This window comes from Nioella ostreopsis (assembly GCF_004000255.1).
Classification (GTDB): Bacteria; Pseudomonadota; Alphaproteobacteria; order Rhodobacterales; family Rhodobacteraceae; genus Nioella; species Nioella ostreopsis.
In genome coordinates, this window is the sequence record NZ_RCIQ01000013.1 from 64,465 (window position 1) to 89,539 (window position 25,075).

Sequence of the window (25,075 nt, forward strand, 5' to 3'; positions counted from 1 at the left end):
CTTACCCCTTGTTGCCAGCGGCAACCCGGTCCTTCATCAGATGCGAGGGCCGGAAGGTCAGCACCCGGCGGGGCGGGATCGGGGCCTCTTCGCCGGTCTTGGGGTTGCGACCGACGCGGGCGGTCTTGGACCGCACGGAAAAGGTGCCAAAAGACGAGATCTTGACCTGTTCGCCTTCAACAAGGCTGTCCGACATCAGTTCGAGCACCCGCTCGACAAGGCCGGCGCTTTCATTGCGTGACAGGCCGACCTCTCTGAAGACGGCCTCGCTCAGGTCCATGCGTGTCAGGGTCTTGCCGCTCATGACTGTCCTCCCAAGGTGGTTGGCCCATCCTGCGCCTTCACAGATAGCAAGTCAATATCAAGGACTTGGGCGTTAACCTTCTAAGCGGGTGCTTGCCGCCTTACCAGCGCAGAACGGCAGAGCCCCAGGCCAGGCCGCCGCCAATGGCCTCGGCAACCAGCAGATCGCCCGGTTTGATGTGGCCCTGCGCCACGCCGACCGACAGCGCAAGCGGGATCGAGGCGGCAGAGGTATTGCCGTGATCCTGCACCGTGACGATGACGCGATCCATGCCGACACCCATCTTCTGGGCGGTGCGGGTGATGATGCGCAGATTGGCCTGATGAGGGACGATCCAGTCCACATCATCGGCCCCAAGCCCGGCGCGATCCAGCGCAGTATGCGCGGTTTTTGCAAGCTTTTCAACGGCGTGACGGAAAACCTCTTTGCCTTCCATCTTCAATACACCGCTGGATTGGGTGCGCGACACGCCGCCATCCACGTAAAGCAGATCACGGAACTGCCCGTCGGAATGCAGGTCCACGGCCAGAATGCCACGATCCGCATTGCTGCCATCGCCGTCGCGCGCTTCGAGGATCAGCGCGCCCGCGCCATCGCCGAACAGAACGCAGGTGGTGCGGTCTTCCCAGTCCATGATGCGGCTGAAAGTTTCGGCGCCGATGACCAATACGCGATTGGCCTGGCCCGACAGAATATAGGCATTCGCGGTCGAAAGCGCATAGATGAAGCCCGCGCAGACCGCCTGCACGTCGAAGGCAAAGCCATGGCGCATCCCAAGGCCCGCCTGAATCATCGTGGCGACCGAGGGGAAGGTAAGGTCGGGGGTCGAGGTGGCGACGATGATCGCGTCGATATCGCCCGGCGTCAGCCCGGCATTGTCCAGCGCGGCGCGGGCGGCCTTGATGCCCAGATCAGAGGTGGTTTCGCCTTCGGCCGCGAAATGGCGGCGTTCGATGCCGCTGCGGGCGCGAATCCATTCATCAGAGGTGTCGACCATCGCTTCGAATTCGGAATTCGGAACAACGCGTTCTGGCAGGTAGTGGCCTATGCCCACGGCCACAGCGCGGCGGGTCTGGGCGCCGGTTTTGCCGGTCATTCTTCGGAACCTCCGTTTGCATGGGCAATGGCCCGTTCGGATGCCGCGATACGCGCGGCCAGACGGTCACTGAACCCGGCTGCCGACAGTTCTGCCGCCAGTTTGATCGCCGCCGACACCCCGGTTCCGTCGGAGGAGCCATGGGATTTGACCACCGTACCGTTCAGACCAAGAAAGACCCCGCCATTCACCCGGCGCGGGTCGATCCGCCGCGACAGGCGCTGCAACGACGTATAGGCCAGCACGGCGGCCAGCTTCGACAGGATGGAATAGCGGAAGGCTTCGCCCAGAAAGTCGCGGATCAACCCGGCCGTGCCTTCACCGGTTTTCAAGGCGACGTTGCCGGTGAAGCCGTCGGTCACGATCACGTCGACCCGATCAGAGGGGATGTCACCGCCCTCGACAAAGCCCACATATTCGAAATTCGCGGCGTTCGCGGCTGCGGCGATATTCTGAGAGGCGAGCTTCAATTCTGCCCGGCCCTTGAATTCCTCGGTGCCGACATTCAACAACCCGACCCGCGGGCGCCGAAGCCCAAGACCGTTGCGCGCATAGGAGGCCCCCATGAGAGCATAATGCAGCAACTCGGTCTCATCGGCACGGATATCGGCGCCGACATCGAGCATTATGTTGAACCCGTGCGGATTGCGCGATGGCCAGAGGCAGGCGATGGCGGGGCGGTTCACGCCCTCGATCTTGCGCAGGCGTACCATGCTGATCGCCATGAGAGCGCCGGTATTGCCGCAGCTGATGGCCACGGTCGCCTCGCGGTTGCGCACCGATTCGATGGCCGACCACATGGAGGTGTCCTTGCCAGACCGCATGACCTGGCTTGGCTTGTCCTCCATGGTGACGACATCGGCGGCATGGCGAATGTCACAACGCCCGGCAAGTCCGGACTTGCGGGCGATCAAGCTTTCCAGCTCGGGTTTGTTGCCGTGAACGATGAAGCTCAGACTGGGGTTCTTGGCGGCGGATTTCGCCATGCCGTCGACAATTGCCGACGGCCCGCGATCCCCGCCCATGGCGTCGATTGACAGCACGATCTCAGACGCTGAAACGTCGCTTGCTCGTGCTGTGTCTGCCATGTTGGACCTGCCTTGGACGAACCCGCTGCGTTATGCCGCGTCGTCGTCCAGGTCGATCTCGTCCGCCTGAGCGATCACTTCGCGATCTGCATAGGTGCCGCAGGACGGGCAAATGTGATGCGGGCGCTTCAGTTCGCCGCAAGAGGGGCACTCGTTCGGATTGCCAGCGGTCAGCGAATCGTGTGCACGACGCATATTCCGGCGCGAACGGGTGACTTTATTCTGGGGGACAGCCATGTCTCAACCTCGGTGTTTTTGCAGGGTGGGCTGTGGCAGCTTTGCCCCGCTTGCGTCTTTCAAATCGTTCTGTCTCGTATCCGCCTTGCATGCGTCGTTCCGGCTGGTCCGGACCGACCGGGAGCGCACGAACGGCGCGTCAGTCCTACGCGGCGAATGAGGCCGGGAACATACTCGGATTCCCCCGTCATGCAAGCCCTAATCACCACCCCGGTATCCCGCGTCAATCCGTGCTGTCATCGGCATCCGGCTTGCCCAGCTTATCGCGCAATTCCGCAAGCGCTGCAAAGGGTTTCGCGGCCTCGTCGGTCAGCGGCACAACGCCCGGTTCGGCAACGCTGACAGCACCAAGCTCGGCCCCGTCGGCGCGGGGATAGAGAGGCAGGTGCAACGCCAGAGCCTCGGCCATGACCATCGCGGGGTCGATATGGGACCCGAGCGGCTCGATCGTGTCATCCTCGGGCATCTCGGCCTCGCCATCCTCATCCAGGGTCAGATCGGGCATCCTGGCAAGGAAGCGTCGCGTCACCTCCACGTCGATCCGGGTCGTGACCGGGGCCAGCGTCACCACGCAGGGCTGCACCACCGTTGCCCCAAGCTTGCCGTCGAGCCGCCAGTCACGCTTGCCGTCGGCGCGGATTTCTCCGGCGAAGCGGAGTTTGCGAATCCCTTCGATGCCCAGATCTGCCGCCAGACCCGCGCGGGTCGGGGCATCGGGCACGATCTCGAACCGGGTCGGGGTCTTGGTGGACAGCTCCGACAGCGCGTATCCGGGCTCGGCAGGCTTGGATTGGGTCATCGGCTGCTCCTGTTCGATGCGGCGCGGCGTCAGGCAGCTTACGCGGAACTTGCCCTGTGCGCCATGGTCGGTTAAGCCGATAGAAAGCTTTGCCGGGCCTTGCAAGAGCCCGGTGCGATTGGGCGTGCAGGAGGATCAGGGCAGATGATCAGACAGCTTCGAGGCGGACGGCTGATTCTCGCGGGTCTTCTGGCCCTTGGTGTCAGCGCCTGTGCGGCGACCTACACAAATCACGGCTACATCCCGCCCGCCGAAGATCTGGAGATGATCCTGCCCGGCGTCGACACCCGTGACAGCGTGGCGGAAACCATCGGTCGCCCTGCGGCCTCTGGTATCGTGTCGGAAAGCACCTGGTTCTATGTCGCCTCGCGTCACCGCCACTTTACCTACAACGCCCCCGAAGTGGTGGAGCGGGATATCGTGGCGATCAGCTTTGACAGTCGCGGCACGGTGGAAAACATCCGCGAGCTTGGGCTCGAGGACGGGGAAATCGTGCGGTTCTCGCGTCGTGTGACCGAATCCAACATTCAGGAAGTCACCTTCCTGCGGCAACTGATCGGCAGCGTCGGTCGGGTGAACATCGCCGAAGCGCTGAACGGCAACTGACCGGGTGGTCAGATTCGGACGTCCGCCCGGTGATCGTTTCGGCAGGTTAAGGCTTGTCGTCGGGTTGTCATGCCCCCACAGTACCAGTGTATGAGCAATGGTAAGCGCCATCTGCCCGATGGCGCCGGAGTATAGAGGTTCAGCGCATGAACCGACCGCTGACGCTGACACGGGGCCGATTCACAGCCCGATTTGCCCAGTCCGAGGGCGACCTGCACGCGGCCCAGAGACTGCGATTCCGATGCTTTCGGGGCGGGCAGCAGGTTCGGGATGCGCGTGATCACGACAGGTTCGACAGGCTGTGTCGCCATGTCCTGATCGAGGACAGCGCGACCGGTCAGCTGGTCTGCTGCTACAGGCTTCTGTTTCTGGAAAGCGGTGCAGAGATCGCGCGCAGCTACTCTGCCCAGTATTATGACCTCTCCGGTCTCGCGGGATTTGCGCGCCCGATGGTCGAGATGGGCCGGTTCTGCATGGATCCGCTAAAGCATGATCCTGACATCCTGCGTCTGGCGTGGGGCACCATGACCGCTTTGGTGGACCGCGACGGGGTCGAGATGCTGTTCGGTTGTTCATCCTTCCGGGGGACCGATGCCGCGCCCTATGCCGATGCCTTCGCGCTGTTGCGGCAACGCCATGTCGCGCCAGACCGATGGCGGCCCCGGATCAAGGCGGGCCGGGTGATCGAGTTCTCGACCCTGGCCGCCGCCGTCCCTGACCCGCGGCTGGCGCAATCCGAAATGCCGCCGCTGTTGCGGACCTACCTGCTGATGGGGGGCTGGGTCAGCGATCATGCGGTGATCGACCCGGATCTCGATACGCTGCATGTGTTCACCGGGTTGGAGATCCGCACGGTTCCGGCAGGCCGTGCCCGCTTGCTGCGTGCCCTCGCGAAATGACCATCGCGCGGTGCGAGAGGGGGGGCAGGGCCGCGATCCGGGCGCGGGAGGCGCAGGTCGGGCGGGAAATGGGGCAGGGGCCCCCACCCTGCGCATGCCAATTGCGCAATATGCCCCCAACCGATGCCGGGAGTGTCCTGCAAATCCCGACACAGGTCAGTAGATATAGCGGATCTGGTCGGTCCAGAATCGTTCCATGCGCTTTAGCGAATGGTTCACCTGGTCGATGCCATCGGGCCCGAGCACACCTTTTTCCTGAAGCGTATCCGCATGGCGGCGAAACAGCCCGGTCACCACTTCGCGCACCTCGCGGCCCCGGTCGGTCAGCCGCACCCGCACCGACCGGCGGTCGATTTCACAACGCTGGTGATGCATATAGCCCATCTCGACCAGTTTCTTGAGGTTATAGGAGACATTCGACCCCTGGTAATAGCCGCGCGACTTCAACTCGCCCGCCGTCACCTCGTGATCGCCGATATTGAACAGCAGCAGCGCCTGAACGGCGTTGATGTCCAGCACCCCAACCCGTTCAAACTCATCCTTGATGACGTCGAGCAAGAGCCTGTGCAGCCGTTCCACCAGCGACAGGGATTCCAGATATCCCGGCATGACACCGTGCCGGGAGGTTTCGCCAAGGGGGCTGTGCAAACTCATCATGATCTCCGCATATCTGCTTGTCCCGCAGACTTGCCGATAAATCCAAATAATGAGTTAAACGCGGCTCAGTTTTTCAGGAGCTTTGTTTCGATGCCGCCCCATCTGCCAGAACCCGTGCGAATTCTGACATGTATTCAGGGGCTTGTCGCTGGCCAGAGATCCATTGGTATAGATCCTGGTCTTCCTCTTCCAGCACCCGTTCAAAGAGATCGAGCGCCGCGTCATCGGCCGATTTCAGATGCGCATCAGCCCATCCGCCAAGGATCAGGTCCATTTCCTTGATGCCCCTGTGCCAGGCCCGCATATGCAGGCGCTTGATGCGAATCTCGCGCGGCTCGGTGCTCATGTGCGGCCTTCCTCCTTGGACAGGGTCTTGCGCAGCCGCTTTTCAAGGCGGCCCATCTGCTCGCCAAGCCGGCCATGCTCCTGCCGGATCTGCCGCAGGTCGAGGATGATCTGGTTCAGGTCACTCTCCACATCCACCAGATCGGGGTCTTCGGGGCCGCTGCCTTCCCCGGTCAGCAGCCAGCGGATCGACACGTTCAGCAGCCCCGCCACCATCTGTAGCTTGTTGGCACGCGGTTCGCTCCAGTCGTTTTCCCAGGCCACAACGGTCTTGAGTTTCACACCCAATCGCCGCGCCATGTCTTCCTGACTTACTCCCGCCGCCTCGCGCGCACCGGCAAGCCGATCTCCGAACGTGGCGATCTCTTCGCTGAACCAATCCGCTTGGCCTGGGGTCGTGTCGGTCATTCCATCTCCTTCCACGGGGCATTTTGGCCCCTTGATCGTTGAGCATCGCGACCCTAAGCAGGACCCGAGCCGATGTAAACCGGACCGATTGACCGGCCCCCTCGCAACCCTGGAGAATTCAGATGACCTTCTTGTCCGAAACGCTGGCCCGCGTGAAACCTTCGCCGACCATCGCGGTGTCTACCCTTGCGGCGGAACTCAAGGCCGCGGGCAAGGACGTGATCGGCCTTGGCGCGGGGGAGCCCGATTTCAACACGCCTCAGAACATCTGTGACGCGGCGAAAGCGGCGATTGACGCAGGCAAGACCAAATATACGGCCCCCGATGGCATCGTGGAGCTGAAACAGGCCATCTGCGACAAGCTGCAACGCGATAACGGGCTGAGCTACACGACCAAGCAGGTCAGCATCGGGACCGGCGGCAAGCAGATCCTCTACAACGCGCTGATGGCGACGCTCGATCCCGGCGATGAGGTGGTCATTCCCGCGCCTTACTGGGTCAGCTACCCCGACATGGTGCTGCTGGCGGGTGGCGAGCCGGTGATTGCCTCGGCGCGTGCCGAAAACGCCTACAAACTGACGGCAGAGGAGCTGGAGGCCGCGATCACCCCAAAAACCAAGTGGTTCATCTTCAACTCGCCCTCGAACCCCACCGGGGCTGGTTACAACCGCGAGGAACTGAAGGCACTTACCGATGTGCTGATGCGCCATCCGCATGTCCGGGTGATGACCGACGACATGTATGAACACCTGGTCTATGACGGGTTCGAATTCGTGACGCCCGCACAGGTGGAACCGGGCCTTTACGACCGGACGCTCACCTGTAACGGCGTGTCCAAGGCCTATGCGATGACCGGATGGCGGATCGGCTATGCGGCGGGGCCGGAAAGCCTGATCGGTGCGATGCGCAAGATCCAGTCGCAATCCACCTCGAACCCCTGCTCGATCAGCCAATGGGCGGCGGTCGAGGCGCTGAATGGCACCCAAGACTATATCGCGACCAATAATGAGGTCTTCAAACGCCGCCGCAATATGGTGGTCGAGATGCTGAACGCGGCAGAGGGCATCACCTGCCCGACTCCTGAGGGCGCCTTCTACGTCTACCCCTCCATCGCGGGCTGCATGGGCAAGACCACGCCGGGCGGCAAACTCATTGAAACCGACGAGGATTTCGCAACCGCGCTGCTGGAGGAAAAGGGCGTGGCGGTCGTCTTCGGCGGGGCCTTCGGCCTTTCCCCCAATTTCCGCGTGTCCTACGCGACCTCGGACGAGAATCTTGAAAAGGCCTGCACCCGCATTCAGGAATTCTGCGCTGAGCTAAGCTGAGCCTCCACACTCTGCGATCATCAATCAGGCCCCGTCATGACCCATGGCGGGGCCTGTCTTTTGAACGGGTGATCATTTGGGCTTTTGGGCGGGCGTGCCGCTCGTTATCCTTCTGCATGATCTGGGCACGGGGATGCGAAGGAGCCAAGACTTGAACATCCTGTTCATCATGTATGACCAGCTCAGGTTCGATTACCTCAGCTGCGCCGGGCACCCGCATCTGCACACGCCCAATTTCGACCGGGTGGCGGCGAAGGGCGTGCGCTTCACCAATGCCTATTGCCAGTCGCCCATCTGCGGCGCCAGCCGGATGAGCTTTTACACCGGGCGCTATGCGTCTTCCCACGGGGCGCAATGGAACGGCTATCCCCTGCGCGTGGGTGAACAGACCATGTGTGACCATCTGCGCAAGGTGGGGATGGACTGTTGGCTCATCGGCAAGACCCATATGAAGGCCGATGCGGAGGGGATGGCGCGGCTCGGGCTGGAACCTGACAGCCTGATCGGCGCGCGGCAGGCGGAATGCGGGTTCGATGCCTGGGTGCGCGATGACGGGCTGTGGGCCGAAGGGCCGGACGGGTTCTATGACGAAAAACGCTCGCCCTATAATGAGTACCTGAAATCAAAGGGATATGACGGGGACAACCCCTGGGCACAGAATGCGAATGCCGGGGTGAAGGACGGCCAGATCGCCTCTGCCTGGATGTTCGACAATTGCGACCTGCCCGCCAATATCCGCGAGGAAGACAGCGAAACCCCGTGGCTGACGCAGAAAACCATCGAGTTCATGGAGGCGCAGACCGGCCCCTGGTGCGCCCATGTCTCCTATATCAAGCCCCATTGGCCCTATATCGTGCCCGCGCCCTACCACGACATGTACGGCGCCAATCACGTGCCTGCGCCCACGCGGTCCGAGGACGAATGGCGCGACGCGCATCCGGTCTTCCATGCCTTCCTGAAGGGCAAGGTGGCCGAGGCCTTCCAGCGAGAGGAGGTCCGCCAAAAGGTGATCCCCGCCTATATGGGCCTGATCAAGCAATGCGATGACCAGTTGGGCGTGATCCTCGATTATCTGGACCGCACGGGGAAGGCGGATGACACGATGATCGTGCTGACCTCAGACCATGGCGATTATCTGGGCGATCACTGGATGGGCGAGAAGGACCTGTTCCATGACCCCTCCGTCAAGATCCCGATGATCGTCTATGACCCGCGCCCCGAGGCCAATGCCACCCGCGGCACCACCTGCGATGCACTGGTGGAATCGCTCGATCTGGCCGCCACCTTCGTCGAGGTCGCAGGCGGCGAGGTGCCGGGGCACATCATCGAGGGCCGCTCGCTCCTGCCCTGGCTGCGCGGGGATACACCGGACTGGCGCGACTTCGTCATCAGCGAATATGACTACTCGGCGCGCCCCTTCGGCGAAACGCTGGTCAGCCGCAGCGCCGATGCGCGGCTCTTCATGGTGTTTGACGGGCGCTGGAAGCTCATCCATGCCGAGGGCGGGTTCCGCCCGATGCTGTTCGACCTGGAAACCGACCCCGATGAGCTGAACGACCTTGCGCGCGGCCCCGGTTACGAGGATCAGATCGCGCGGATGCGGGGTCTTCTGGCCCAATGGGGCCTGCGCCTGTCGCAGCGAGTCACGAAATCCGACGCAGATATCGCCGCCATGCGTGGAAAATCCCTCAGGCGCGGAATCCTGCCGTTTCTCTATGACGGCAGCGAAGTGCCTGGCGAGTTGGTCGAGAAATACCGAGGCCCTGCCGGGACGGATTACACTCCGCCCGACAAGGGCTGAGTGGTCATCGGCCCGTGGTCACGGCCTCGACGATCACCGGCACGATCTCCTCCACCGTCAACGCCCTGGGGTTGGTTCCGGCGGCGCTGTCCTGAATGGCCTTGGCGGCGATGCGGGGGGCGCAGTCGGCGGGAACGCCGATATCGGCCAGCGTCTTGGGAATGCCGATCTGATCCAGAAGCCCGCAAATATGGGCGTGGAAGGCGTCAAAGCTGGTGTCCTCCAGCCCCATTGCCTGCGCCATGGCAGGCACTTTCGCGGCAATATCGGGGGCGTTGAAGCGCAGGACGGCGGGCAGCAGAACCGCATTGGTCAGCCCATGCTGCGTGTCATATTCCGCCCCCACCATATGCGAAATGGCATGGACCAACCCAAGCCCCTTCAGGAACGCCACCCCGGCCAGGCAGGACCCGGCGAGCATCCCGCCCCGTGCCTCCAGATTGCCCGGCTCTGCTACCGCGACGGGCAGCCAGCGGGCGACCAGCCGCAGCCCTTCCAGCGCCAGACCGTCGCAAAGCGGGTGGAAGCCGGGCACGCAATAGGCCTCAATCGCATGGACCATGGCGTCAGCCCCGGTCCAGGCGGTCAGGTGCGGGGGCAGGCCAAGAGTGATTTCCGGGTCGAGCAGCGCCAGCGCCGGTTTCAGCTCGGCATGCCAGATGCACCATTTCATGCCCTTGGCAGTGTCGGTGATCATCGCCGTGCTTTCCGTCTCCGCCCCGGTTCCGGCGGTCGTCGGAATGGTGATCAGCGGCGGGAAGGGGGCGTGGGCGGACATGTCGGGCGGGGTCTGTTCGAATTCGAAGGCCCAGAGGTCGATGTCATTCGTCGCGGTCAGCGCAATGGCCTTTCCGCCATCCATGCCGCTGCCGCCACCGATGGCGATCACCCCGTCATGATCGCCCCCGCGGAACATCGCCTTGCCTCCGGCGATCTCATCATCGCGCGGGTTGGGGGAAATCTCCGCATAGAGCGTGGCGTGCAGGCCGCCTTCAGACAGGTGGCGCATGAGATCGGCCAGAAACGGCAGCCCGGCGCTGCCCCGGTCTGTCACTACCAGCGGGCGCGACATGCCCGCATCCCGGCACATGCCCGCGATTTCTTTTAGGCGGCCGGGGCCATAGGCAATGGGGACGGGAAAGCTCCAATCCTGCGGGTCGAGTAGGCTCATCGTGGCGCTCCTGTATGGTCGTCAGGCGTCACCATCATGGGCGGGGGCAGGGGCGTCAAGCCCGCGCGGTCACTGATCGGGTTCTATCAACCCAAGGCCCCGAAGGTAGATGCCGATCCCGGCCTCCAGCAGTTCCTCGGGCGGGAAGGGGGCATTGCCCCCAGGCTTGCCACGGGCGAAAAGCTCCACCACCCCGTGGCTCATCGCCCAGATATGGGCGGAGAACATGCTGGCGGGGGGGCGTTTTTCCGGCGGGATATGTTGTGACAGCGCGTCGGCGGCCTTTTCAAGGATGGCGCGGGACCGGGCGGCGGCGCTGGCCAGACCCGGCGTCGCATTCATCGGAATGCCGCTTTCGAACATCGCCATGTAGTGGCCGGGATACTTGCGGGCAAAGGCCAGATAGGCGCGCCCCGTGGCCTCGAAAGCCGCAAGGGCCGATGGACCGCCAGACTCGAACGCGTAATCCATCACATCGGCAAAGATTTCATGCCCCTGCCGCGCGCCCTCGGCAATCAGCGCCTCGCGCCCTTCGAAGTGGCGGTAGACGGCAGCAGGTGTCACGCCTGCGGTCTTGGCGGCCTCGGACAGGGTAAACCCCGTCGGGCCCTTCTGTTCGATCAGAACAAGGGCCGCATCGACCAGAGCCTGGCGCAGATTGCCGTGATGGTAGCCGCGTTTACCCATGCGCCGGGTTGTCCGTCCACATCTCGGGCCCGCCGCAGATGGCCGGGTCGGGCTGGCCGACCAGATCGTGATCCTTGCGGTCATAATCGAGCCCCGACAGGATCTTGCGGATGACCGCCAGCCGCGCGCGGCGCTTGTCGTCGGACCGGATGACGGTCCAGGGCGCGGCCTCGGAATGGCCACGCTCCAGCGTTTCGCTGATCGCGGCGCTGTAGGCGTCCCACTTCTTCAGCCCCTCGACGTCGATCCAGCTGAGCTTCCACTGTTTCAGCGGATCGCCCTCGCGGTCGAGGAAGCGGCGCAGTTGTTCAGCCCGCCCGACATTCAGCCAGATCTTCACCAGATGGATGCCGTCGCGCACCATCATGTCCTCGAATTCCGGTAACTGGCCGAAGAAATTCTGTCGCTGCGTGGGGGTGCAGAAGCCGAAGACATGTTCCACAACGCCGCGATTGTACCAGCTGCGGTCGAAGAGCCGCATTTCCCCCCCTGCGGGCAGGTGCTGGATATAGCGCTGGAAATACCATTGCGTTGCTTCGCGGTCGGTGGGTTTGGACAGGGCCACCACGGATGCCACGCGCGGGTTGAGGTTTTCGCGCACTCTTTTGATGCAGCCCCCCTTGCCAGCCGCATCGCGCCCCTCGAAGACGACGGCCACCCGCTTGCCGCTGTCCTTGACCCAAGCCTGGCATTTCACCAGCTCGATCTGAAGCGCCTCCAACTGCTTTTCGTAGTCTTTCTTGTCCATCCTGTCCCGGTACGGAAAGGACGGATCCAGAACGCTGTCTTTCTTTGCGTCCTGAATGGCTTTCCGCACCTCGGCAGGGGCTGCGGACTGAAAGAACTGGCTGATGGCGCCATCGAAGGGCAGGTCTGGCATGGATCGCCTCTTTTCGGGTTTCTGCTCGTATTCAATATGGGCCGCGCAGGGGCCTAGTGCAATCCGGCGCGGGTGGCGGCGCGGTCGATGGCGGCAGCAACTTCGCCGGGATGGCTGTGATGGGGCATATGGCTGGCGCTGTTGATCGCGGTCAGGTTGGCGTCGGGTATGGCGCGGGACAGCGGCTCTGCGTGGATGCGGTAGCCGACGGCGGTATCGCCGGTCGCATGCAGGATTTCCGTCGGGATGTCGATCTCGCCATAGCGCGGCGCCTGTGCGGAGATCCATCGCAAAAGATGGCGCCGCTGCAGCGCATTGGCCCGCATCGAAGCGCGGCGCAGCGTCAGGCGTGGGCCGAAATGGGCGGCATATCCGGGGGGCGGCGCGTCGGGGGCGAAGATGGCGGCGATCTGGTCCTCGATCACCTTGTCAGGCGTAAAGGCCGTCAGGGCCGGGATCAGCATATGCCGACCGGGCCAGCTGGACAGAGTGCTGTAATAGGCGCCAAGCCCGGTCGTCCAGGGGTGCGACACGGCAGAGACCGGCACAAGCGCGGCGATCTGATCGGGGTGGTTCAGCGCCCAGGCTAGGGCCACCGCGCCGCCCAGGCTCTGACCCATCACAATGGGTCGCGTCGCCCCCAACATCCGCGCCGCCGCCGCCAGCACCGTTGCCTGCTGGTCCAGCGAGTCCCCATGCGGCGTGATCGGGTCGGAATAGCCAAGGCCGGGCCGGTCGAAACTGATTACCCGATAGCGGTCCGCCAGCAGGGCATGCATCCCGTAGGAGAAGTCCCGCAGATTGCCGGAAGACCCGTGGATCAAGACCAGATCGGGACCGTTGCCTGCCACATGCGCATGCACCTGCACGCCATCCACGTCCAGCAATTGCCCTAGCGGCGGGTGGCTGGCCTCGGCCCGCGCTTCCTGCACGCCCGCGCGCCAATGGGTCAGCCCCGCCAGAGCCCCGGCAGCGGCCAGTGCGGTCGCGGCAAGGGCCATGGTCAGCCCCTCAGGTCGGTGCGGTCGAGCCCGATGCGGGACAGGTCGAAGGGCGTGGTTTCGTAGATCTCGGAAATCCAGTTGCCATAGAGCAGATGCGCGTGGCTGCGCCAGCGGTTCTGCGGCGGCTTGGAGGGATCGTCATCGGGGTAGTAATTCGTGGGCACGTTGATCGGCGTGCCTTCGGCCACATCCCGATCATATTCCTGCTTCAGCGTGTTCGAGTCATATTCGAAATGGTTGAACACATAGAGCGCCCGATGGCCCTGATCTTCGACCAGAGCGGGGCCGACCTCGTCCGAATGCAGCAGCACTTTCAACCCCGGCACCGCCTCGATCTCATCCCGGCGCATTTCCGTCCAGCGGCTGACCGGCATCACCAGATCGTCAGAAAATCCACGCAAAAGAGGGGTTTCCGGGGCGAGGTTCATGTGGCGGAAACAGCCGAACGCCTTGTGGTCGAGGATGTGTTTCTTGACCCCATGGAAATGGTTGATCATCGCCATCCCGCCCCAACAGACGCCGAAGGTGGAATGCACATGGGTCTGGGTCCAGTCGAAAATGCGGCCCAGTTCCTGCCAATAGGTGACCTTGTCGAAGTCGAGATGTTCAATGGGCGCGCCGGTGATGATCAGGCCATCAAACTTCTCTCCACTGGCCTCGACTTCCATGAAGGGACGATAGAATTCCTCCATGTGTTCGGCGGCGGTATTTTTGGCCTGATGCTCGCTCATGCGGATCAGGCTGAACTCGATCTGCAGGGGTGTCGCGCCGATCAGGCGGGCGAACTGGTTCTCCGTCTGGATCTTCTTGGGCATGAGGTTGAGCAGCCCGATCCGCAAGGGCCGAATATCCTGACGCGCCGCCGCATCTTCGTCCATGACCATGACCCCCTCGTGCGAAAGCACGTCATAGGCGGGCAGGGTCGAGGGCAGTTTGATGGGCATCGGTTGGCTCCGGGGTTTCGGGTCGGGAAAGGAAATCTAGGCGGTCTGGCGGCGGCTCTCAAGGGCGGCGGCGACCAGATCGGTCACGTCCGTGGCATCACGCACAGTGGCCACGTCGCTTGCCTGCACGGTGATACCCCAATTCCGCGCCATCCCGGCGTAAAGCGGCACCCGGTGGCGGATCGCGCGGGCATAGGCGAAGCGGATGAAATCGTCGGGCACCACGTCAGCGGCATTCACTCCACGTTCGCGTTTGAAATCGTCCCAAAGCTGCCGCATGATCCGGGGCTGGTAATACATCGGCTTCGGGGCGCGGTCGAAGCGGCGGATCAGTTCGTCGGTGTGATCCTCACTGCCCTCGATCCAGACCATCAGCGTATGGGTGCTGAGCGTCTTCAGCACCTCGTCGCGAGGATCGTTCGGCTCCACCACCTCGCAGATCGAGCCGCCAGTGTCGCAGACGAAATTCGAGTAGCCATAGAGGTCATGGGCGCGACGGATGAAATGCGGCGTGTCGAGCAGCGCGTTGACCTCGGCCCGGCGGTGCAGATCCTGCCGGCGCATGTATTCGGTGAAGCTGAGGCCCCCCAGATCGGGATTGCCCGGCTTGCCCAGATAGGTGGACAGCGGTGCGAGATTGTCGAAGGTGATGTTGGACCCGATATAGATCGAGTCCGACTTCAGCAGCTCCGCCAGAAACGGCACCTGCATCGCCTGTTGCTTCAGGTTGTCCGAGATATGTTCGCCCATATAGGCGGTGCCGATGCGGTAATCGACGGAATAGTGAAACCAGTGCCCCTCGGCGCGCAGCAGATTGGCCAGATGCGTCTTGCCAAGCCCGGACATGCCAAAGAACAGCACCCGCTTGTCGGGGGCCGCGTTCCAGTCGCGGGCGGTCTTGTAGATCAGGCTCATGGCGCGTCGCTTTCCCATGGGTCGCAGAGGTCCGCATTCGATACCGCGCAAGGCCCGGTGCGTCCATGCGGAATTTCAGCGCTTTAGGGCCCGCCACAGCCGCCCGTCGAGGATCAGAAGCCCGATGGCCAGCAGCGCAAACCCTGCAAAGGCCGTGGGGGCCAGCCGTTCGCCAAGCACCACAGCGCCAAGGCCGATGGCCACGGGCGGGATCATCAGCGTCACCAGCATCGCATTGGCGCTGCCCGCCGCCTGCACGATCCGGTAGTAGAGCAGATAGGCCAGCGCCGTGCCGATCACCGCGAAATAGCCAATGGCGGCAAAGGTTTGCGGGTGCGTGGGCAGGGCAGGGGTGCCTTCCAACCACAGCGCCAAGGGCAGCATGATCAGGCTCGATCCGGTCAGCATGCCGGCGGCGGCGACCTGTGGCTTGAGGTGCGAGAGCCACGCCCGCGCCCATGCCGAAGCGAAAGCATAAGAGAGTGTGCCCGCCAGAACGGCCAATTGCGCCAGCGACCGGATGTCGAAGCTGTGCAGCGCGTCGAGGCCGATGGCGACGGCGACCCCGGCGAAGGCCACCAGAACCCCCACCACCCGGCGCGGCGTCATCCGTTCATCGGCGAAACAGGCGGCGGCGACGGGCACGGCGAAGACGGCTGTGGCGGCGTTGAAGATCGAGGTCAGCCCGGTCTCGATATGCAACTGCCCCCAGGCCATCAGCGAAAAGGGGATGACGTTGTTGAGGATGCCCATGACCAGAAACGCCCCCCAGACCCTCAGATCGGTTGGCACGGCCATGCGCCTCAGGGCCACGTATCCCCACAGGATCACGCAGGCCCAGACCACCCGATGCGCGACAAGGGTGAACACCCCGATCTCGTCCAGCGCCACGCGGATCGACAGGAAGGACGCGCCCCAGATGAGGGCGAGAAACATGAGATCGGCCCAGGCCCGGGCGGGGATACGGTCGGTTGTCATGAGGTTTGTCTAGACCGCTCCATCAGGCCACACGACCCGAAACCTGCGCAAAGAAAAACCCCGGACGCAGATGGCCCGGGGTTGATCCTGTGACGTGTCGGAAACGGCTCAGAAGTTGAAGCCGACCCGCAGGCCGAAGGCCACGACGTCGTTGTCGTAGAAGTCCGAGGTGACGGGACCGGGGGCCAGAATGGTGTTGGCGTCGCCGATCATGACATAGCGGACACCAGCGGCGATCGACATGTTGCCCTGGGTGTATTCCGCGCCGAGACCGATCGAGGTGAAGCCATCGGTCGGGCCGAGGTTGCCGGAGAAGCCGTCCTGTTCGGCTTCATAGCCGAGCGTGGCGGACACCGCCCAGTTTTCGTTCAGGCGACGCGCGATGCCGAGGGTATAGGTCCACACGTCCTCGTCATAATCCACGAGGCTACCGGCCGGGTAGGCATTGGGCATGATCGCGTAGCCGTCCCAGTTGGTCCAGCGGATCGAGCCGAAGAGCAGCGTGTTGGCGGCAATGCCGGACTGCGCTTCCAGCAGGATCGACTGGGGCAGGGTGTTGTTGAATGACGTCGCGGGCGCCACAGCCAGAATGGCTGCTTCCGGTGTGCCTGCCGGCGCGGGGGATTCCACGCCAGACAGGCTCAGGTCGACTTCGCTGAAATAGGTCAGCGCAACGCGCATGGCGATATCGGGGCGCTCATAAGCCGCGCCGACCATGTAGCCGAATTCGAGATCGGTATCGGCACTCAGCGCATAGGCGAAGAGCGGCGTCGAGACATAGACATCGCCCTCAACCTGCACGCCGCGAAGACCACCATAGACCGAGAAGTTTTCGTTCAGTTCGTAGCGCAGGGCCGCGGTGATCTGGCGCGAGGACAGTTCCGCGTAGGAGCCCGCGAAGGGATAGCCGGTGCCGGTGGGGTAGGCCACATCCGCGCCCACGGGCTCGTCAATCACAAGCGAGAAGGACAGCGCATCGGTGATGTCCTGGTGATAGCCGAGTGTGACCGAGTTGTAGGTCGGGCTGATGTCGCCCGAGGCAACCGCCGGAACGCCGGTCACGTTGCCAGTCACCGTCGGCGAAACCGAACCGTAGCTCAGTTCGACATAGGTGCCTTCTTCAAACAGGATCCCGGTGGTGAAACCGGTACGCTCGATGCCACCTGCGGACGCGGCTGCGGTGCTTGCCAGCAAGGCCGCTCCTGCGAGAGTGATCTTTTTCATGTTGTCCCTCCAAGACCGATTACGGTCATCCCTTGTACTGCGGATACTTCGCCAAAACTGGAGTTCAGGGTCAATTCTTCCCTGACGTAAGGGGCCGATACGGGGGGCTGTGGACGGAATTGCGTGCGCGTTTGTGACGGATTTGCTACAGCTGACCTGAGGTCAGGTCCGTCGGGACTCAGTCGCGACGTTGACGTAATTGGCCCCGAAGATCAGCGCCGCCCCCAGAAAAACCGGCCATGTCAGCGGTTCGTCATACAGCACCATGCCGATGATGGCGATGACCGGCAGGCGGGCGAAATCAATCGGCAGCACGACCGTTGCAGGCGCCAGCGTCATCGCCGTGGTGATGCAGAAATGCGCTGTCAGCCCGCCCAGACCGATGACGATGATCCAGGGCATGCCTTCGGCTGTGGGCAGCGCGATATCGCCGTCGAAACCGGCGCAGACCAGCCCGAACAGCAGTTGCATCGTGGTCAGGTAGAACAGGATGCAGGTGACGCTGTGCCGGCGGGTCAACTGCTTGGTGAAGATGCCGGTCAGGGCAAAACAGACAGCGGCGCTGGCGGCGGTGAACGTGCCGAGCGACAGCGGCGTGGTGCCCGGCTGCGCCACGATCAGGATGCCGATGAAGCCACATAGAACGACACCGAGTTTTTTCAGCGTGAACCGTTCCCCAAGCAGGAACGGGGCCAGCAGGATCACCCAGAGCGGGCTGGTGAATTCAAGCGCAAAGACCTGCGCAAGGGGGATCAGCGTCAGGGATGCAAACCACAGGTTCTGGCCGGCGAAATGGGCGATATTGCGGATGGCGTGACGGGGGAGATCGCGGGTTGTGATGTCGCCGAGATTGCCCCGCAGCGTGGCCATCGACACGACGATCACCACCCCGATGACCGAGCGGTAGGTCATCATCTCGAACGTATCGAGGTCGCTGGACAGCGCCCGCCCTGCCACCGCCATGGCCGAGAAAGACACGATGGCCCCGATCATCCAGAGCGCGGCCAGCCCCGCCTGCGCGGGTTCGATCTCTATGCGATTGGCGGTCAACGGGGCAATCCTGTCAGAAACTGGCCCATTTCGGGCGATGCGGCGACCAGACACCAGCCCCGCGCGCTTGGCAAGAGGCGGGGCTCAGTCAGTCAGGCCGGTGACGCTGTAGTCGCGCGGAATACCGGCGCTGATCCGGGCCCAGTCAGAGGCTTGCGTGCGGGTTTGATGGGCGCGGAAGGCATCGGAATCGGTGAATGCCTCGGCGACATTGAAACGGCCGGGGATGGCGGGATCTTCGGTCACGTCGAAGCTGAGGCAGCCGGGTTCGTTGCGGGTCAGGCGGATATGCTCGACCAGCCCGGCGCGGATCTGCTCCAGCCGGTCCGCCGGTACGTCGATTTGGCCTTTGAGGGTGACAGTCATCCGCGATCTCCTGTGTTGCCGAGAGGTTGGTAGCCCCGGCGATCCCGATGGGCCAGAGGAATTGTTGCAAATGCCCCTCGGTCTCGTGATCATGGCGGGTCTGGGCAAATGGCTCTGCCAGCCCCATATCCTGCGCTGGACGACTGAAACGGAGGGACCGCCCCATGAGCTACGCCAAGACCGACGACGCCCTTTCCCGCCTGACCCCGGAACAATACCGCGTCACACAGGAAAACGGCACGGAGCGGCCGTTTTCGGGAGAGTATGACCAGCATTTCGAGCCGGGCCTCTACGTGGACGTGGTGTCGGGCGAGCCGCTATTCGCATCATCGCAGAAGTTCAATTCCGGCTGCGGCTGGCCGTCTTTCGCCAAGCCGGTGGAACATGCCCATGTGGTGGAACTGCGCGACACGACGCATGGCATGATCCGCACCGAGGTGCGGTCTGCCCATGGCGACAGCCACCTTGGCCATGTCTTCCCCGATGGCCCGCGCGAGATGGGGGGCTTGCGCTATTGCATCAACTCCGCCTCGTTGCGCTTTGTTCCCAAAGGGGAAATGGAGGCCGAGGGCTACGGGGCCTATCTGGATCAGGTAGAGGGCTGAGCGTCTTGGGTTTCGCCGCCTTCGGCGTCGACCCGCCGGGGGCTCTGCCCCCGGACCCCCGAGGTATTTTGACCAAGATGAAAGAGGGCGCCGCGCGTTAACCTTAACGGAGCGTTATTCCAGCTCGATGGTACCCGGCGGTTTCGAGGTGCAGTCGTAGAAGACCCGGTTCACGCCCTTGACCTCGTTGATGATCCGGGTTGAGGTTTCCGACAGGAAGTCATGGCTGAACGGGTAGTAATCCGCCGTCATGCCGTCGACAGAGGTCACGGCGCGTAGCGCCAGCGCATAGTCATAGGTGCGCCCGTCGCCCATCACGCCAACGGTCCGCATCGGCAGAATCGCGGCAAAGGCCTGCCAGATCTCGTCATAGAGACCGTGCTTGCGGATCTGGTCGATATAGACCGCATCGGCCTTGCGCAGAATCTCCAGCTTGTCGCGGGTGATCTCGCCGGGGCAGCGGATGGCGAGGCCGGGACCGGGGAAGGGGTGACGCCCGATGAAGCTGGCGGGCAGGCCCAGTTCGTGGCCCAAAGCGCGGACCTCGTCCTTGAAGAGCTCGCGTAGCGGTTCGACCAGTTTCAGGCCCATCTTCTCGGGCAGGCCGCCGACATTGTGGTGGCTCTTGATGGTCACCGACGGGCCACCGGAAAAGCTTACCGATTCAATGACATCAGGGTAGAGCGTGCCTTGCGCCAGGAACTCCGCCCCCTCGATCGTATCGGCATATTTCTGGAACACGTCGATGAAGAGCCTGCCGATGATCTTGCGCTTGGTCTCGGGGTCGGAAACGCCCTCCAACTCGCCCAGAAACAGATCGCTTTCATCCGCGTGAATGAGGTTCAAGTTGTAGTTGTCGCGGAACATCGCGACGACCTGTTCGGCCTCGTTGAGACGCAAGAGGCCATGATCGACGAAGACGCAGGTCAGCTGGTCGCCGATGGCCTCGTGCAGCAGGATGCCGGTCACGGAACTGTCGACGCCGCCGGAGAGCGCACAGATCACCTTCCTGTCGCCCACCTGTTCGCGGATCTTCGCGATCATCTCTTCGCGATAGGCGCCCATGGTCCAGTCGCCGATGAATCCGGCGAGTTTGACAAAGTTCTCGTAGAGCGTCGCGCCATTGGGGGTGTGGTGCACTTCGGGATGGAACTGCACCGCATAGAAATGGCGGCTGGTGTCGGCGGTGATGGCGAAGGGCGCGCCGGGCGAGGTGCCGTAGACCTCGAAGCCCGGGGCAATCTCGGCCACATGGTCGCCATGGCTCATCCAGACCTGTTCCTTGCCGGACCCGTCCAGGAACCAGCCTGCCAGCAGATCGACATGCGCGTCAGAGGGCGTGACATAGGCGCGGCCGAATTCGGCGGTGGCGTGCTCGCCCGCCTCTACCCGGCCGCCCAGATCATGCATCATCACCTGCTGGCCATAGCAGATGCCCAGGATCGGCACGCCAAGCGTATAGGCCGATTGCGGCGGGCGCGGGCTGCCAGAGCGCATCACGCTGTCGGGGCCGCCGGAAAAGATGATGGCCTTGGGCGCGAAGTCGGCCAGGAACGCATCGGTCACGTTCTGGTAGGGGTGGATTTCGCAATAGACATTCAGCTCTCGCAGGCGGCGCGCAATCAGCTGCGTCACCTGGCTGCCGAAGTCGATGATGAGAAGGCGGTCATGAGAGGTGCTGGTCATGCGCCAGCCAATAGGCGCGGGAGGGGTTTTGTGCAAGCGGGATTGACGCCGGATCGGGCTATTCGCCCAGAAGATCGGCCAGCCCGTCGGGGAAGAGCTGCATCCGGCCCGCGCGGGCCTTTTCCAGAGAGACCCATTTCGCGGTCATCTCGGGGCCGTCGCCCTCGCGGAACGCCAGTTGGTCGGCCTCGTAGAGCGTGTCATTGGTAAAGCGGGCAGCAAGGACGAAGACGATTTCATGGCCCGCCATGCCTTCATGTTCGAAGAGGTTTTCAAGAACGCCGAGGGGCCGGATATCGGTGATCTCCTGCTCCGATTCCTCCCGGATTTCCCGCGCCAGCGCCTCCGCGGCCCGTTCGCCGAATTCGATGGCTCCACCAAGCGGGCGCCATCCCTTGATGGTGCCGTCGTCACTATGGACAGGTCCGCAAAGGATTTGCCCGTCACGTTGGAAAATCCCGACAGCCAGCGTGCGCACATGTGCTGCGGGCCGCCAAGGGCGCGGGGCTTCGGCCACGGGCGGGCGGGGGCCGACCGGATTGGCGCCGTGGTCGTGGCCGCAGCCGCAGGCCGGGTCGTGACAGCTGTGATCGTGGGGCATGGGCGGTCTCCTCGGTCCAAGGGCTACAAGCCAGGCGCCGCGCGGGCAAGGGCAAGCTTGGGGGCTCTTGCCCTTGCGCATACAGCCCGGAAGGGGCGCGCCAACCGGCTTTTCGACCCGGTCGCATGCAGGTGATGTCGCTTTTTCCCCGCATTCGCCGCAAATCACACGCGGTTGCCCCCCGCCGCTTTGTATCACAGCTGAAACATCCCCCCCTGTGAGAGGAACCAAGCGATGAGTGATGCAGCAACCGCCCGACGCCGGGGACGTGGTGGTGGCGGGGCCGCCCGCCGCGCCGAACGCAGTGCCGTCAGCATCGAGACCGCCCGGTATATCGAACGGAACATTCCGAATTTCGAGGTGCTGACCGAAGAGGCGCTGGAGATCATCGAGGCCAATGCCGAAACGGTGCTGGAAGAGATCGGCGTCAATTTTGTCGACAATCCCGCCGCATTGGACCGTTGGCGCGAGGCGGGGGCCGATGTGGATGGCGAACGGGTGCGCCTGCCCAAGGGGCTTGCGCGAAAGCTGTGCTCTACCGCGCCCTCGCACTTCACGCAGCACGCCCGCAACCCTGAGCGCAATGTCGAGATTGGCGGCCGCAATCTTGTGCTTGCCCCGGTTTACGGCCCGCCCTTCGTGCAGGACATGAACGGTGGCCGCCGCTATGCCACGATGCAGGATTTCCAGGACTTCGTGAAACTGGGCTACATGTCCAAATGGCTGCACCATTCGGGGGGCACCGTCTGCGAACCCACGGATATTCCGGTGAACAAGCGCCATCTGGACATGCTCTACGCCCATATGTCGCTGTCGGACAAACCCTATATGGGGTCGGTGACAGAGCCATCGCGGGCGGTCGATTCCATCGAGATGTCCAAGATCCTGTTCGGCGATCAGTTCGTGCAGGACAACACGGTGATGACCTCGCTGATCAACATCAACTCACCGCTGACCTTCGATTCGATCATGATGGGCGCGCTGGAACATTACGCCGCCCACAATCAGGCCGCGATCATCTCTCCCTTCATCGTCGGCGGGGCCATGGCGCCGGTGTCGATTGCTGGGACGCTGACGCAGGTTCTGGCCGAGGTGCTGGCAGGCGTGGCCTACAGTCAGTTGATCCGCCCCGGTGCGCCGGTCATCTTCGGGGCTTTCGTGACCTCGATCGACATGAACTCCGGCGCGCCCACCTTCGGCACGCCCGAGGCGTCGCATATCACCATGGGTGCGGGCCAGTTGGCGCGGCGTCTGGGGCTGCCCTACCGCTCCGCCGGGTCCTTCAACGGCTCGAAACTGCCCGATGCGCAGGCGGGCTATGAGACGGCGAATTCGCTGAACATGGGTCTGCTGGCGGGTGTGAACTTCATGCTGCATTCCTGCGGGTGGCTGGAAGGGGGCCTTGTGTCCAGCTTCGAGAAATTCGTGATGGATGCCGATCAGCTTGGCGCGCTGCATCATTTCGCCCGCGGCGTCAGCATCGACGAAAACGCCCAGGCCATGGATGCGATCCGCGAGGTGGGCCCCGGCGGACACTACCTCGGTTGCGCCCATACCCAGGCCAATTTCAAGTCCAGTTTCTGGCGGTCGGACCTGCTGGATTACAAACCGTTCGAAACCTGGGCCGATGAAGGCAGCCGGGACACGATGGCGCTGGCCAATGCGCGGGTGCGCAAGCTGCTGGCCGACTACCAGCAACCGGCGCTGGACCCGGCCATCGACGAGGCACTGCGCGCCTTTGTGGCCAAGCGCAAGGAAGAGATGCCGGACGCATCCTACTGAGCCTGCGGGCCTAGATCGCCTGCGCGGTCTGGGCCACCAGCATCACGGCGATCAGCAGATCCACATGGCGGCGGGGCGAGTAATCAGCCTCGCCGTCCTTGCGTTTGCGGTCCATCTCCGATTCCTCCGACAACAGCCGCGCCAAGCCAGCGCGGGGCAGTGCGCGACCGCTGCGCAACAGCGATCTGGCGCCGATGCTGGCCGCCTGAACCAGAAGGCGCGGGCGGGTCAGGGTGGAAAGGTCTTGGGGCATGTCGGTCATGTCTGGGCTCCTGCCTTGGTCGGGTGAGTCGCCCTCAGCATGGCCCGACCGGGCAGGGTGTTGCGTTGCCTTCGCGACCCCCGTTCGGTGTTCTGTGTTTGTTTACGAAATGGAAACAATTAGGGCCAAATTGCGGGGATTTTAACCAAACAGTAATCAATACTCCCAAAGGCTTGCGGGGCTTATCCACAGCAGACGCGCCCGGAGGCCCGCAATGACAGGTGATGTGACGAACAGTTCAGGACAGGCCGTTTATCCCGGCTGGTTGCCGGAAAACGCGCGCAATTACCTCGATCACGTGGGTTGCGGCACATCCTTGCGGGACATCGCGCGCAGGAAAGGGTGCCACCCGTCCACCATCGGCCGCCGCGTGCGTGCCGTCGAGGCGCGGCGCGAAGACCCGCTGGTCGATGAGGCGCTGACCGCGCTTCAGGCTTGCTGTGTTTCCAGTTCAGAAACAATTAACCAGTTCGAGGAGCATCTCCCTATGACAGCACCCCTGAGGCCACCCCTGGTTTCCGACGACACCACCGTCAACCGGGAAGCCCGCCGCATCCTGCGCAGGCTGTGTGAAAAAGAGGCCACCCTGGTGCTGGCGCAGGACATGGACAAGGCGATTGTCCTGCGTAAGGGCAGCGATGGCAGCCAGACCCGCACCGCCGTTCTGGACCGCAAGGTGGCCCATGCCTTCGCGCTGAAGGATTGGATCCAGACCGCCAAACAGGGCCGGGTCAGCATCTACACGATCACCGAGGCGGGCAAGTCGGCGTTGAAACGGCTGATCGAGGAAGACCGCAAGCGCCGCCGCGCGCCGATGGAAATGGCCGAGGCCGCCACGCCCTTCCTCGCGCAACATCAGACCTGGGGCGAAAAGCCGGTAAAACAGGAGGACGGGACGATCCGCAAGATGCGGATAAACCTGGCGGAATCCCCGCTGGCCATGCTGGCACGACGCAAGGGGGCCGACGGCAAACCCTTCCTGACCATGGATCTTGTACAGGCGGGTGAAAAGCTGCGTGAGGATTTTGAGCGCGCTCAGATGGGGCCGCGCGTGGCGCAGAACTGGGACAGGTTCCTGACCGGCGGCGACCGGGGGGCGGGCTTTTCCGATGGCGGGATCGGCGAGGGCCCAAGCGCCGCGCGTGACCGGGTGGCTCGGGCCGTTGATGACATGGGGCCGGGCTTGGCCGATGTGGTCATGCGGGTCTGCTGTTTCCTCGAAGGGCTGGAATCTGCGGAAAAGCGGCTCGGATGGTCGGCAAGGTCGGGCAAGATCGTGTTGAAGATCGGGTTGCAGCGCTTGCTGAAACACTACAACGAGGTTTACGGTTTTGTTCCCGCCTCGCTCGATTGAT

28 protein-coding genes are annotated in these 25,075 nt (G+C 63.3%); 7 read left to right on the forward strand and 21 right to left on the reverse strand.

Annotated features, from left to right (window positions below):
• Position 1: 1 nt before the first annotated feature.
• The 5 genes from ihfA to EP237_RS14160 form a co-directional block, all read right to left on the reverse strand.
• On the reverse strand, positions 2 to 304 hold the full coding sequence (ihfA, locus tag EP237_RS14140) for an integration host factor subunit alpha (protein WP_127561552.1): 303 nt from the start codon (positions 302 to 304) through the stop codon (positions 2 to 4).
• A 100-nt stretch (positions 305 to 404) separates the two neighbouring features.
• Positions 405 to 1,400, reverse strand: a complete 996-nt coding sequence (locus EP237_RS14145) for a beta-ketoacyl-ACP synthase III (protein WP_127561553.1) — start codon at positions 1,398 to 1,400, stop codon at positions 405 to 407.
• Positions 1,397 to 2,488: a phosphate acyltransferase PlsX gene (gene plsX, locus EP237_RS14150; protein WP_127561555.1), complete on the reverse strand. Its 1,092-nt coding sequence runs from the start codon at positions 2,486 to 2,488 to the stop codon at positions 1,397 to 1,399. The genes EP237_RS14145 and plsX overlap by 4 nt, the downstream gene beginning before the upstream one ends.
• 30 nt (positions 2,489 to 2,518) lie before the next feature.
• Positions 2,519 to 2,725, reverse strand: coding sequence for a 50S ribosomal protein L32 (gene rpmF / locus EP237_RS14155; protein WP_071690374.1), 207 nt, complete (start codon positions 2,723 to 2,725; stop codon positions 2,519 to 2,521).
• Positions 2,726 to 2,948: 223 nt separating this feature from the next.
• Positions 2,949 to 3,524 (reverse strand): YceD family protein, encoded by a 576-nt coding sequence (locus EP237_RS14160; RefSeq protein ID WP_127561556.1) that lies wholly within the window; start codon positions 3,522 to 3,524, stop codon positions 2,949 to 2,951.
• Positions 3,525 to 3,668: 144 nt separating this feature from the next.
• Between EP237_RS14160 and EP237_RS14165 the strand changes: the two genes are divergently transcribed.
• Together EP237_RS14165 and EP237_RS14170 are read left to right on the forward strand one after the other, a co-directional pair.
• Positions 3,669 to 4,130, forward strand: a complete 462-nt coding sequence (locus tag EP237_RS14165; protein WP_127561557.1) for an outer membrane protein assembly factor BamE — start codon at positions 3,669 to 3,671, stop codon at positions 4,128 to 4,130.
• 146 nt (positions 4,131 to 4,276) lie between these two features.
• Positions 4,277 to 5,029 carry a GNAT family N-acetyltransferase gene (locus tag EP237_RS14170; RefSeq protein ID WP_127561558.1) on the forward strand — a complete coding sequence of 251 codons (753 nt, stop codon included), beginning with the start codon at positions 4,277 to 4,279 and terminating at the stop codon, positions 5,027 to 5,029.
• A 156-nt stretch (positions 5,030 to 5,185) separates the two neighbouring features.
• Here EP237_RS14170 and EP237_RS14175 read toward each other — a convergent pair whose 3' ends face one another.
• The 3 genes from EP237_RS14175 to EP237_RS14185 form a co-directional block, all read right to left on the reverse strand.
• Positions 5,186 to 5,683 (reverse strand): MarR family winged helix-turn-helix transcriptional regulator, encoded by a 498-nt coding sequence (locus EP237_RS14175; RefSeq protein ID WP_127561559.1) that lies wholly within the window; start codon positions 5,681 to 5,683, stop codon positions 5,186 to 5,188.
• Positions 5,684 to 5,759: 76 nt separating this feature from the next.
• On the reverse strand, positions 5,760 to 6,032 hold the full coding sequence (locus EP237_RS14180; RefSeq protein WP_127561560.1) for a succinate dehydrogenase assembly factor 2: 273 nt from the start codon (positions 6,030 to 6,032) through the stop codon (positions 5,760 to 5,762).
• On the reverse strand, positions 6,029 to 6,439 hold the full coding sequence (locus tag EP237_RS14185) for a helix-turn-helix domain-containing protein (RefSeq protein WP_127561561.1): 411 nt from the start codon (positions 6,437 to 6,439) through the stop codon (positions 6,029 to 6,031). Before EP237_RS14185 ends, EP237_RS14180 begins: the two co-directional genes overlap by 4 nt.
• 122 nt (positions 6,440 to 6,561) lie before the next feature.
• Between EP237_RS14185 and EP237_RS14190 the strand changes: the two genes are divergently transcribed.
• Together EP237_RS14190 and EP237_RS14195 are read left to right on the forward strand one after the other, a co-directional pair.
• Entirely contained in the window at positions 6,562 to 7,764 is a 1,203-nt protein-coding gene (locus tag EP237_RS14190) for a pyridoxal phosphate-dependent aminotransferase (RefSeq protein WP_127561562.1), read from the forward strand.
• Between the two features lie 151 nt (positions 7,765 to 7,915).
• Positions 7,916 to 9,565, forward strand: a complete 1,650-nt coding sequence (locus EP237_RS14195; RefSeq protein WP_127561564.1) for a sulfatase-like hydrolase/transferase — start codon at positions 7,916 to 7,918, stop codon at positions 9,563 to 9,565.
• A gap of 4 nt (positions 9,566 to 9,569) precedes the next feature.
• On the opposite strand, the gene EP237_RS14200 is transcribed toward EP237_RS14195, so the two are convergent.
• The 10 genes from EP237_RS14200 to EP237_RS14245 all read right to left on the reverse strand — a co-directional run bounded on the left by EP237_RS14200 (position 9,570) and on the right by EP237_RS14245 (position 18,784).
• Complete coding sequence (locus EP237_RS14200; protein ID WP_127561566.1) at positions 9,570 to 10,736, reverse strand: iron-containing alcohol dehydrogenase; 1,167 nt, start codon at positions 10,734 to 10,736, stop codon at positions 9,570 to 9,572.
• A gap of 69 nt (positions 10,737 to 10,805) precedes the next feature.
• Positions 10,806 to 11,423 carry a TetR/AcrR family transcriptional regulator gene (locus EP237_RS14205; RefSeq protein WP_127561568.1) on the reverse strand — a complete coding sequence of 206 codons (618 nt, stop codon included), beginning with the start codon at positions 11,421 to 11,423 and terminating at the stop codon, positions 10,806 to 10,808.
• Positions 11,416 to 12,303 carry a polyphosphate kinase 2 gene (gene ppk2 / locus EP237_RS14210; protein WP_127561569.1) on the reverse strand — a complete coding sequence of 296 codons (888 nt, stop codon included), beginning with the start codon at positions 12,301 to 12,303 and terminating at the stop codon, positions 11,416 to 11,418. Before ppk2 ends, EP237_RS14205 begins: the two co-directional genes overlap by 8 nt.
• Positions 12,304 to 12,356: 53 nt before the next feature.
• A complete protein-coding gene (locus EP237_RS14215; protein ID WP_127561570.1) occupies positions 12,357 to 13,304 on the reverse strand; it encodes an alpha/beta fold hydrolase in 948 nt (315 codons plus the stop codon).
• Between the two features lie 2 nt (positions 13,305 to 13,306).
• The gene (metA, locus tag EP237_RS14220; protein ID WP_127561571.1) at positions 13,307 to 14,251 is read right to left on the reverse strand and encodes a homoserine O-acetyltransferase MetA; all 945 of its coding nucleotides are present in this window, start codon (positions 14,249 to 14,251) and stop codon (positions 13,307 to 13,309) included.
• Between the two features lie 36 nt (positions 14,252 to 14,287).
• Positions 14,288 to 15,160, reverse strand: coding sequence for an ATPase (locus tag EP237_RS14225; RefSeq protein WP_127561629.1), 873 nt, complete (start codon positions 15,158 to 15,160; stop codon positions 14,288 to 14,290).
• A gap of 81 nt (positions 15,161 to 15,241) precedes the next feature.
• Complete coding sequence (locus EP237_RS14230) at positions 15,242 to 16,144, reverse strand: DMT family transporter (protein WP_127561572.1); 903 nt, start codon at positions 16,142 to 16,144, stop codon at positions 15,242 to 15,244.
• Positions 16,145 to 16,252: 108 nt separating this feature from the next.
• Positions 16,253 to 17,368: an OmpP1/FadL family transporter gene (locus EP237_RS14235; protein WP_127561573.1), complete on the reverse strand. Its 1,116-nt coding sequence runs from the start codon at positions 17,366 to 17,368 to the stop codon at positions 16,253 to 16,255.
• A 162-nt stretch (positions 17,369 to 17,530) separates the two neighbouring features.
• Positions 17,531 to 18,361 carry a DMT family transporter gene (locus EP237_RS14240; RefSeq protein ID WP_127561630.1) on the reverse strand — a complete coding sequence of 277 codons (831 nt, stop codon included), beginning with the start codon at positions 18,359 to 18,361 and terminating at the stop codon, positions 17,531 to 17,533.
• A gap of 141 nt (positions 18,362 to 18,502) precedes the next feature.
• Positions 18,503 to 18,784 carry a putative quinol monooxygenase gene (locus tag EP237_RS14245; protein ID WP_127561574.1) on the reverse strand — a complete coding sequence of 94 codons (282 nt, stop codon included), beginning with the start codon at positions 18,782 to 18,784 and terminating at the stop codon, positions 18,503 to 18,505.
• A 164-nt stretch (positions 18,785 to 18,948) separates the two neighbouring features.
• Between EP237_RS14245 and msrB the strand changes: the two genes are divergently transcribed.
• A complete protein-coding gene (gene msrB / locus EP237_RS14250) occupies positions 18,949 to 19,389 on the forward strand; it encodes a peptide-methionine (R)-S-oxide reductase MsrB (RefSeq protein WP_127561575.1) in 441 nt (146 codons plus the stop codon).
• A gap of 114 nt (positions 19,390 to 19,503) precedes the next feature.
• Here the strand turns inward: msrB and guaA are convergent, their stop codons facing one another.
• Positions 19,504 to 21,075: a glutamine-hydrolyzing GMP synthase gene (gene guaA / locus EP237_RS14255; RefSeq protein ID WP_127561576.1), complete on the reverse strand. Its 1,572-nt coding sequence runs from the start codon at positions 21,073 to 21,075 to the stop codon at positions 19,504 to 19,506.
• 58 nt (positions 21,076 to 21,133) lie between these two features.
• A complete protein-coding gene (locus EP237_RS14260) occupies positions 21,134 to 21,676 on the reverse strand; it encodes an NUDIX hydrolase (protein WP_164744713.1) in 543 nt (180 codons plus the stop codon).
• A gap of 234 nt (positions 21,677 to 21,910) precedes the next feature.
• Between EP237_RS14260 and EP237_RS14265 the strand changes: the two genes are divergently transcribed.
• Complete coding sequence (locus EP237_RS14265; RefSeq protein WP_127561578.1) at positions 21,911 to 23,458, forward strand: trimethylamine methyltransferase family protein; 1,548 nt, start codon at positions 21,911 to 21,913, stop codon at positions 23,456 to 23,458.
• Positions 23,459 to 23,468: 10 nt separating this feature from the next.
• Here the strand turns inward: EP237_RS14265 and EP237_RS14270 are convergent, their stop codons facing one another.
• Positions 23,469 to 23,720, reverse strand: a complete 252-nt coding sequence (locus tag EP237_RS14270) for a DUF6477 family protein (RefSeq protein ID WP_127561579.1) — start codon at positions 23,718 to 23,720, stop codon at positions 23,469 to 23,471.
• 214 nt (positions 23,721 to 23,934) lie between these two features.
• On the opposite strand from EP237_RS14270, the gene EP237_RS14275 reads away from it, so the two are divergent.
• Positions 23,935 to 25,074: a DUF6456 domain-containing protein gene (locus tag EP237_RS14275; RefSeq protein ID WP_127561580.1), complete on the forward strand. Its 1,140-nt coding sequence runs from the start codon at positions 23,935 to 23,937 to the stop codon at positions 25,072 to 25,074.
• Position 25,075: the final 1 nt, after the last annotated feature.